Raw genomic sequence first — 9,412 nt, 5'->3', positions numbered from 1 at the left:
TTACAGAATCCTTAATTATCTGATTGTGGATTGCTTTATGCTTGTTTTACATAGTATTCCTTTTGTGTTATGAGTTTTAATTAACCTTTTATAAAATGACAAGATGATTTTAGATTCTATTTATCATAGAATCTTTTGTTTAGAGATTCTTCGACTCTAGATTGAAAGCGCAGCAAGGGGATTAATTATAGTATGAGTATGAGCAAATCCGCACTTTGATTTAAATAATACCTTACAGGCTTAAATTAATGCTCATCAAAATCTAGGAAAAATTTATATGTTTCTTTGGTTTCTTGACTAGGCTTTTTTATATTTTTGCAAAATATTATATCCCCGTCATATTTTGCATCACATGCTCTTTGATAATATTCTTTAGCTTCTTCTAAATCTCCTTCTTTAGTGGATTCCTTGCCGAGTATTGCACAGGCTTTTGCTACTGTGTTATGAGAATCTAGCCTTTTGTTTAATGGGCATGATAGACGTAAAAGCTCCATTGATTTATAGCTATCCTTTGGCACTCCTAGCCCCATTTCATAACTTTGAGATAGTCCGAAGTAGCTTAGGGCGAATTCTTTAAATTCTAAATTCTGTTTGGAATCTTCTTCATTTTTAATTCCTAAGTTATATATTTCAATAGCTTTGTCTAGATCTTTTGTTACTCCTAAGCCTTGTTGATAGGCTAGGGCTAAGAAGTAGTAGCTATTTGGAATTCCATTTTCATAAATGTATCTATATAATTTTATCATTTCGGCATATTGCTGTGTCTCAAAGTATGCTAACACTAGTTTATCTAGGACGTCTTGTATGGGTATTGTATTTGCAATAAAGTTATAGTCATAGCCCTCTAGCGAGCGGATAAATCGCAAATAATCTTTATTGTCATAGGCATAGTTAGCTATATTTGCACAGAATATTCCCATGTCATTATTAAGAGTAATCATGTCATATGTTTTGTCCTTGCTTACTGTGCATAGCTTGTCTTGGAGTGGTAGATTTTCTGCAATATTTTTGGAATTTAGATGCTTTTCATACTCTTGTATATTTGAGAGTCTAATTACAAAAGCACAAGCTGGCATTAAGTCCTTAGTACAAGATTCAAGCAAATTATTCATTATTTTTCTTGCATTGTGATTTTTCTTAGTTTTTGAGCTAGGAATGATGTCATATAGCACTAGTTGATAGCAGCTATTTGTATTTTTGTTATCTTCTGCTTTGCATAGCTGATATAGTTCGCTTTGCTTTTTTTCTCCATATTGCTCATATAGCTCGCATGATTCAAATAGCCCCTTAATGCAAGATTCTTCAAAATATTTAGCAGCTAGGGCATAGTTTGTGTAAGGATTTGGGTGAATAATTTTGGTTTTAGTCATATTATTAGATTCTATAAAGTTATCTAGGGCGTAGATAGAGCCTAGTTGATAAAGCGAATCTGCTGCATAATCTCTATCGATGCTATTTGATTTCTGGCTATATTCAATAGCGTATACGATATTGAATATAGGATCTTGTCCTTTGCTAGCCTCTGTGAAATAATGATTTGCGACCTTGATACAACTTCTAGCTTCATTAGAACCATTATCACATGCATACTTATATAGTTTTATAGCTGTTTGATTCTGTTTTTTGTATATTTCGTATAATCTAGCCAATCTTGCACATGCATTAGGATCAAAGCTACATGAATAGTTATAAAGCTCCATTGCCTTATTAATGTCTTGCTTTACAAAGTCTCCAACTTCATATCCATACGCAGTGTCATAGCAATAGCTATTATTAGAAATTGTTATACCTTGTTTTAATTCCCAATTACAAGCTCTTTGCGTAAAGCTAAGTGCTTTATCATCATTCTGGCTTACATTATCGCCCATTTTATATCTACGAGCCAATTCTCCACAAGCCTCAACAATTCCGCTCTTACAAGCCCTTTGTGCTAGGGCTATGAATCGTCTTTTCTCTTCAAACTGCGGCAGATATCTAAGCGCATAACAGCTAGCTATATTTCCATCGTTACATGATAGTGATAGAAACTCTGGTTTATCGCTTTTAACCTTTGTGCAAGCTTCCATATCATTGTCCATAATACAAGCTTTAGCGTAGGGAATCTTAAATATGCCATTTTCGCATAGTTCTGATTCTAATGAGCAGCCTTTTTTTAAAAAGTAAGCAGACTTTACAAAGTCTGTATTGGGATTTGAATTAGAATCTCCATTTTCCATAGGAATATAAAAATCTTGTGTGTAATATAGGCTGGCTCGGAAACATGATGTAGAATCTTTTTCATCGCATTCGCGTTCAATAGTTGGTATTTCGCTATTAATCATTGCTAAATAGTCTCTATATTGACTTAATGCTAAACATGCCCATTTATTATTTATTACACATTCCCGCATAAATGAATCTAGCACAGATTCTACTAGGCGATTTGCCTTTGGTCTATTTAGTGGGACAGCTATTGCTTTTTCATAGAAGTAGCTAAGGATTAGACAAGCTTGCAAATCTTGATTTGCTCTAGAATAGCAGGCATTTTCTATAAGCGGAATAGCTTTCTCTTGATACTTTAAAGCCTCTTTGTTATCAAGTGGAATGTTTAGATCCTTTACCTTATCTATAAAGCCTATGAAGTCTTCTATATAATTATATTGGACATGCTTTACGCCTTTAGAATTTAAGATATTTAGCATATTTAGATTCTGTGGAATATGACTTTGTGTATTATACATTTCAGCAAGTATTAGGCAGGATTGATATTCTATTTGGCATGAACGTTTTAGTATTGCGATAATTTTATCTTGGTAGGCTTTGGAATTTTTTGCTAGAGATATGCAGGCATTAATATAGCCATTTTCACAATCTTTAATTAGTTTGTTATTAGATTTTGAGGTAGGTTTAGTATTGGCGTTATTAGTAGATTTTTCAGATTGATTAGATAGGATAGCTGTATTTGCTTGCATTATTGTGATAAATAGCCCAAATACAAGAATCATGATAACAACTGCATTGTTTTTATTATTCATGATGATTTGATTTTGTGTAGCCTGCATATTAATCCTCACTTAAAATAGAATCTAGCACTTTGTTGTAGCAAAATTCCTTATGCTTTTCACAAGTAAGACTAAAGTATTCATAGGCTTTTTGCTTATCCTTTGGGATATCATCTCCATTTTTGTATTTAAGTGCTACTCTAGCGCAGTCTATGCGCGGCGCATTTGGGTTTTGTAGTGATTTTTGACATAGGGAAATTAGAGCTGGCATTTTATTGGTAGTTATATTATGGAATGTAAGCTTAAAATCTTCTAATACCTTGCATGTAGAATTACTTAGAAAACCTTCCGCTTGTGAATCACAAAAATTATCTAACACTTTTACAATTTTGGTATGTAGGTCTTGATATTCTTGCTTTAACTCAATAGATATGTCTAAGTAATTATTTTCGTGATTATTAGCTGTGGCTAATGTATCTTTATTGTTATTAGACTTGCTGCTATGTGTATCATTTTTTTTATTGGCTTGGGTTAAAAGCATTTTAGCAATTGTCTCACATGAGTTAACATTTCCTAATTCGCAGGCTTTTTTATATGATATAAATGCGGGACTCCACTCATACAAACTTATTATATTGGAATCTAAATCTAGGCTTGGGTTATAGTGTTGCAATGCTAGGCAGGCTTGCATAGTGTTATTCTTACAAGCATTTAATAATATCTTTTTGCCTTTTTGCTTGTTTGGCACGGTGTTATAGCCCTCCATATAACTTAGCCCAAGAAAGTAACAAGCATCATTATTCTTTTGCTTACATTGCTTATACCATACAACGAAATCTCCATCTAAATTAGGAATGATTGAAGCCTTTGAATAATCTTGTGCATATATTGATAGAAAGCAACCAAGCAACACTAGCAGTCCTTTTGTGAGGAGGCGCATATATATCCTTAAAATTTGGCGGTAATAAATTGTAGGATTATAACTAGATTTTTAGTATTTTTTTAATAATATATCTTGTTTGAAACTAGCTTGCAAGACTGCAATATTACAATAATGTTTAATATATATAGAATGTAAATCATGATAGAATCATCAAGTTTTTAGCACTTCACTTACATTGAGGATTATTATGCAACCATATATATCTCCTATATTGAATTTTGATTCTAAGACAATTCTTATTACAGGTGCTGCTGGATTTATTGGTAGCAATTTAGTTTCATATTTTGCAAGCAATTATCCAAAGGCTAGAATATTAGCCCTTGATTATTTTAGAGATGGTGATACATTTTCAAATGGAAATCCGACTACACTTGGGCATTTTAAGAATCTAAATTTATATGCCAATATAGATATTATTTGTGCAGATATTAGCAATGTTAACGACATGCGTAAGCTAAAGCACTATGGCAAGATTGATTATATATTCCATGAGGCAGCAATATCAGATACAACTTGTATGAATATGAATAGAGTTTTGAAGGTGAATTTGCATGCTTTTAGAAGTATTATAAACCTAGCTTTACGCAATGACGCTAGTTTGATATATGCTAGCTCTGCGGCAGTTTATGGAAACACAAAGGCACCAAATTCTGTTGGGAAAGATGAGATTCCAGAGAATGTATATGGATTCTCAAAGCTTTGTATGGATGTGGAGAATGTTAAGAGGCAAGCAGAGTTTTATGGAAAGCAATTAGCATTAATTGGACTTCGATACTTCAATGTATATGGTAGAGGTGAGTTTTATAAGGGTAAAACTAGCTCTATGATATTGCAGTTAGGCTTGCAAGCTTTACATAATGGTAAGGTTAGGCTTTTTAAGCATGGGCAACAACGAAGGGATTTTGTGCATATTGATGATGTGGTACAGGCAAATATTAGGGCATTAGAAACATTAGATAGCAATAAGGATTCTTTGTTGGATTCTTGTTTTGATACTGGTGCTGTATATAATGTTGGCTCTGGAGTGTCTAGTAGTTTTAATAGTGTGGTAGAGATTCTAAGAAATGAGCTTGGCATTACATTTGAGATTGAGTATATAAATAATCCTTATTCATTCTTTCAAAATCATACCTTAGCAGATATGGCTAATTTTGTCCCTAAATACAAGCCCATCTATAGCTTAGAGAGTGGCATTAAAGAATATATACCAACTATTATTGAGATTTACGAAGATATAAAGAGTGGCAAAAAGAATATGTTTTAAGATATGTTCCTAGTATTTAGGACTAGACTTGGAAGTTACTAAGCTTATAGTAAAAATGCTAAAATTATAAGATTGATTGCTTTAAGATTAAAGCATTATTCTAAGTAGTAAGGAAAAGAATGCGGACACATTACAATACAGATCTAAGTATTGCGGATATTAGCAGAGAAGTTCGATTATGTGGTTGGTGTAATAGTTATCGCGACCATGGAGGAATAATTTTTATTGATTTACGCGACAGAAGTGGGATTATTCAACTTGTAGCCTACCCTAATTCGCAGGCATATAGTGTTGCTTCGAATGTTAGAGATGAGTTTGTTTTGTTAGCAAAGGGTGTGGTTCGTGCTAGGGGAGAAGGGTTGAATAATCCTAAGCTAGAAACAGGCGATATTGAAGTTGTGTTAGATTTTTTACAAATTGAAAATAAATCATTAACAACGCCAATCATTATTGGTGATGACAGCGTTAGCGAGGAGCTTAGATTACAATATCGCTATTTAGATTTACGTAGTCAAAAAAACTTGAGAATATTTGAGATTCGATCCAAAGTAGCAAGCATTACAAGAAGATTTTTAGAATCGAATGGGTTTTTAGAGATTGAAACTCCAATACTAACAAAGGCAACGCCTGAAGGCGCAAGGGATTATTTAGTTCCAAGTAGAGTTCATAAGGAGCAATTTTACGCTCTTCCTCAAAGCCCACAGATTTTTAAGCAGTTGCTAATGGTAGGCGGATTTGATAAGTATTATCAAATAGCAAAATGCTTTAGAGATGAGGATTTGCGTGCTGATAGACAACCAGAATTCACACAAATAGATGTTGAAATGAGCTTTTGCACACAGTTACAAGTTATGCAAATTGCTGAAGGTTTAATACTTACTATATTTAAAGAGATGGGTAGGCAAATAGACTATAAGATTCCAGTCATTACCTATTATGAAGCAATGGAAAAATATGGTAGCGATAAGCCAGATTTGCGCTTTGATATGCCTTTGGTAGAAGTCTCTGATTTATTTGTAGAATCAAGCAATGATATATTTAAGAGAATTGCCCTAGATTCTCACTCAAATCGATTCAAGGCATTATGCGTTAAAGGCGGAGATAATTTTTTTAGTCGCAAGATGTTGAGTGAATTAGAAAAGTTTGTTCGTGGTTTTGGGGCTAAAGGATTGGCTTATATTCAAGTTAAAGAATCTTGTAAGACTTATAGTAACGAAGAGATAGAATCAAATCTTAAGGGTCCATTAGTAAAGTTTATAGATTCTGCAAAGTTAAAAGAGTTACTAGTAAGAGTTGGTGCAACTAAAGGCGATATCGTATTCTTTGGCGCAGGCGATAAGAAAACTGTGTGGGATTATATGGGGAGATTACGCCTAGAAGTAGCTCAAGCTATGAATATCATAAATAGTGATGAACTAAGATTTTTATGGGTAGTAGATTTTCCTATGTTTGAGAATACAAGTGAGGGCGTTAAGGCATTACATCACCCATTTACCATGCCAAAGGACTTAGATGTAGATGATATAGAGGATATAAAATCGCTTTCATATGATATTGTTCTTAATGGTGTGGAGCTTGGCGGAGGCAGCATTAGAATCCATAAAAGCAAAATCCAAAGCAAAATATTTGAATTGCTTAATATTACACAAGATGAAGCAAGGGATAAATTTGGATTTCTATTAGACGCTCTGCAATATGGGGCACCGCCGCATGGTGGCTTTGCTATTGGATTTGATAGATTAATCATGCTTTTGAGCAATGCTAATTCCCTTAGAGATGTCATTGCTTTTCCCAAAACTCAAAAGGCTAACTGTTTGCTTATGAATGCGCCAAGTCATGTAAGCAAAGAGCAGCTAAACGAGCTACATATAAGGACTAAGGCTTAGAATTGATGATAATCTAAGTTTAGGTTTCATATTGATGTAAATAATCTGCATATATTTGTTTATGCTTAATATGACAATAATTTGATTCATATAAATACAAAAGTATACTAATCATTATTTATAGAATCCATTCAATTAACTCTATGAACATGTAGCCGATGTAGAATTTTCACCTAATTTACACTGGAGTATATATGCGTGTTGCCCTTAGCTATCTTACGAAATATATCCATATTTATGATCCTGGATATCTGAATCTAGTTTATGCTTTAAAAGCTATGGTAGCTATTGCTTTAAGCGTGCTATTTCACTTATTTATATTTGGTCAAGAAGTTATTGTTTGGGCAGCTATGACTCCTATGCAAATTTTTTTCCTAAATGCAACTCTAAGCCAGCAGGCAAATAGAAAAACACATATGCTTGGTTTTGCAATCTGCTCTAGTGTGTCAGTAGCATTTTTTAGCTTATTAGCTCAAAAAGCTTTATCAAGTCATAGTATTTATGATGTTTGGTGGCTTGCATTGCCAGTGTTGTTTTTGAGCTTTTGTGTTGGTATGTCGCGCGCATATTCACTTGATTTATATCGTATGTGTGTGCCTGTGGTTGTGAATTCTTTGGTGGCTTGTATATATGTTGATTCTGGTGTTATTTTATCAATTTATACTAGTTCTTTTGTAGTTTTTACAAGTGCTCTAATTGGAATTATTATTGGGTTCTTATTACTTGATACTACAAGCAATTATGGAGGTTGGACGAAACTTTATTATCCTTCAGTATTGCAGTCTTTAAAAAATATGGTGATATATATTGATTCGCCTAGGGATTTTTCGCATTATAAAGACGCTACATTTCTTATGATATATAACATCAAGCAGACCCTACATACAAAATCTGGACTCTATAATAATAACTATATGATAAAAAATATTAAGAGGGCTATTTTTTACATCTATCAGATAGAGGATATTTATATGATAATAACTGTGTTAGCAAAGCATAATATTCATAAATATCCCCTATTGCAACAAGAAATCATTGAGAATCTCCATAACCTAAGTAAAATTTTCGTAGGTAAAATCCCTAAAATATCTTGTGATCAAGCAAGTAAAATTATAGGGCAGGATTTTTACTTGGATTATAATTCTAGGTTTAGTGCTTCAAATGATCCCAAAGGGGATAAGGCGTTGCATAATATTCTTAGTATTCTTTATTACAAGATGAAGTCCTTTTGTCGTGCTAGCAAAAATACTAATGTAGCCTTTAATCCAACTCCAAAGAAGAATATATATGATGTTTTTAAGGCATTGAATCTAAATAATGCTACATTTCAATTTAGTATCAAATATTCTCTAGCAATAGCGTTATCTCTAGTCTTTGCTACTTTACTAAATATTAATCGCGGTATTTGGATTAGCCTTGGAGTAGTTAGTGTAGTGCGCCCATCAGTTGGAGGTATGCAAAATATTAGTAAAGAATATTTTATCAGTGCCGCAGTGGGAATCTTAATAGGCATTATTGTATCTGTGTTTGCCACACCAATATTTTTTTATCTTGCATTTGGCATTGTTGTATTTTTGGTTGTATATCTGCGCGTGTTTCCGTTTTGGCTTTGGTCTGGGCTTATGATGTGTGGTTTTGTCATGATGTATTCAATTTTATATGATGACTTTTTGCATTATGTGCTAGATAGATTAATTGATATTGGTCTTGGTGTGGGTTTTGCTATTGGGGTGTTTTTAATTATTTGGCCTAGATATTCTTATAATAATTTAAAGCCATTGTTGCTAAAACATATCTCACTTTTAGAAGATATGCTAGATTTGATTATAAACCCAAAGCATGATAAAAATGAAGATAAGTCTTTACAAGGCAAACAAGCAGATTTATTACATAATTTAGATGAGTTTAAAAGCATGTTAAAAGATTCCAAAACAGAAGTAGTAGGTAAAAATAACCAAATCGTAGTCTATGGATATGAGCTTGTAGCTGTTTTAGAAAGTATTGATATTAAGATTAGTGAATTAAGTCAGCTATGTTCTTGCAGAGGAGATGAGATTTTTAATATGAAAAAAGATATTGGTGGATATTCATGCGAGCTAGTATCCCTTAAGAATCGCTTTGAATCTATAAGGAATCTTTTAAACAACGATAAGCACAATTTTAGCTTCATTAATCAGTATTCTTTTATATATGATGATAGCAATCATCTGCATTGGCTTATTGGTGAAATCTTTGGATACCAAAACAAAATGTATAAGTTTTTAAATGAGAGCTATATAAGTATTCCAGAGTAATGTGTTTGTGTGGTAGCTATATTTAGCATATTATTGACAATTTA

At 32.9% G+C, this 9,412-nt stretch carries 5 protein-coding genes; 3 read left to right on the top strand and 2 right to left on the bottom strand.

What is annotated here, in order from left to right:
* Positions 1-245 precede the first annotated feature (245 nt).
* Together LS73_RS09290 and LS73_RS09285 are read right to left on the bottom strand one after the other, a co-directional pair.
* Complete coding sequence (locus LS73_RS09290; protein WP_034559667.1) at positions 246-3,041, bottom strand: tetratricopeptide repeat protein; 2,796 nt, start codon at positions 3,039-3,041, stop codon at positions 246-248.
* Position 3,042: 1 nt separating this feature from the next.
* Positions 3,043-3,921 (bottom strand): SEL1-like repeat protein, encoded by an 879-nt coding sequence (locus LS73_RS09285; protein WP_034559665.1) that lies wholly within the window; start codon positions 3,919-3,921, stop codon positions 3,043-3,045.
* A 190-nt stretch (positions 3,922-4,111) separates the two neighbouring features.
* Between LS73_RS09285 and rfaD the strand changes: the two genes are divergently transcribed.
* The 3 genes from rfaD to LS73_RS09270 all read left to right on the top strand — a co-directional run bounded on the left by rfaD (position 4,112) and on the right by LS73_RS09270 (position 9,368).
* Positions 4,112-5,188 (top strand): ADP-glyceromanno-heptose 6-epimerase, encoded by a 1,077-nt coding sequence (gene rfaD / locus LS73_RS09280; protein WP_052089997.1) that lies wholly within the window; start codon positions 4,112-4,114, stop codon positions 5,186-5,188.
* 119 nt (positions 5,189-5,307) lie between these two features.
* Positions 5,308-7,074 (top strand): aspartate--tRNA ligase, encoded by a 1,767-nt coding sequence (gene aspS, locus LS73_RS09275; RefSeq protein WP_034559663.1) that lies wholly within the window; start codon positions 5,308-5,310, stop codon positions 7,072-7,074.
* 194 nt (positions 7,075-7,268) lie between these two features.
* Complete coding sequence (locus LS73_RS09270) at positions 7,269-9,368, top strand: FUSC family protein (protein WP_104731164.1); 2,100 nt, start codon at positions 7,269-7,271, stop codon at positions 9,366-9,368.
* The last annotated feature ends 44 nt before the right edge of the window (positions 9,369-9,412 follow it).

It is taken from the genome of Helicobacter muridarum, assembly GCF_000765805.2.
GTDB lineage: Bacteria > Campylobacterota > Campylobacteria > Campylobacterales > Helicobacteraceae > Helicobacter_A > Helicobacter_A muridarum.
This window is presented reverse-complemented; position numbering and strand designations above follow the sequence as displayed.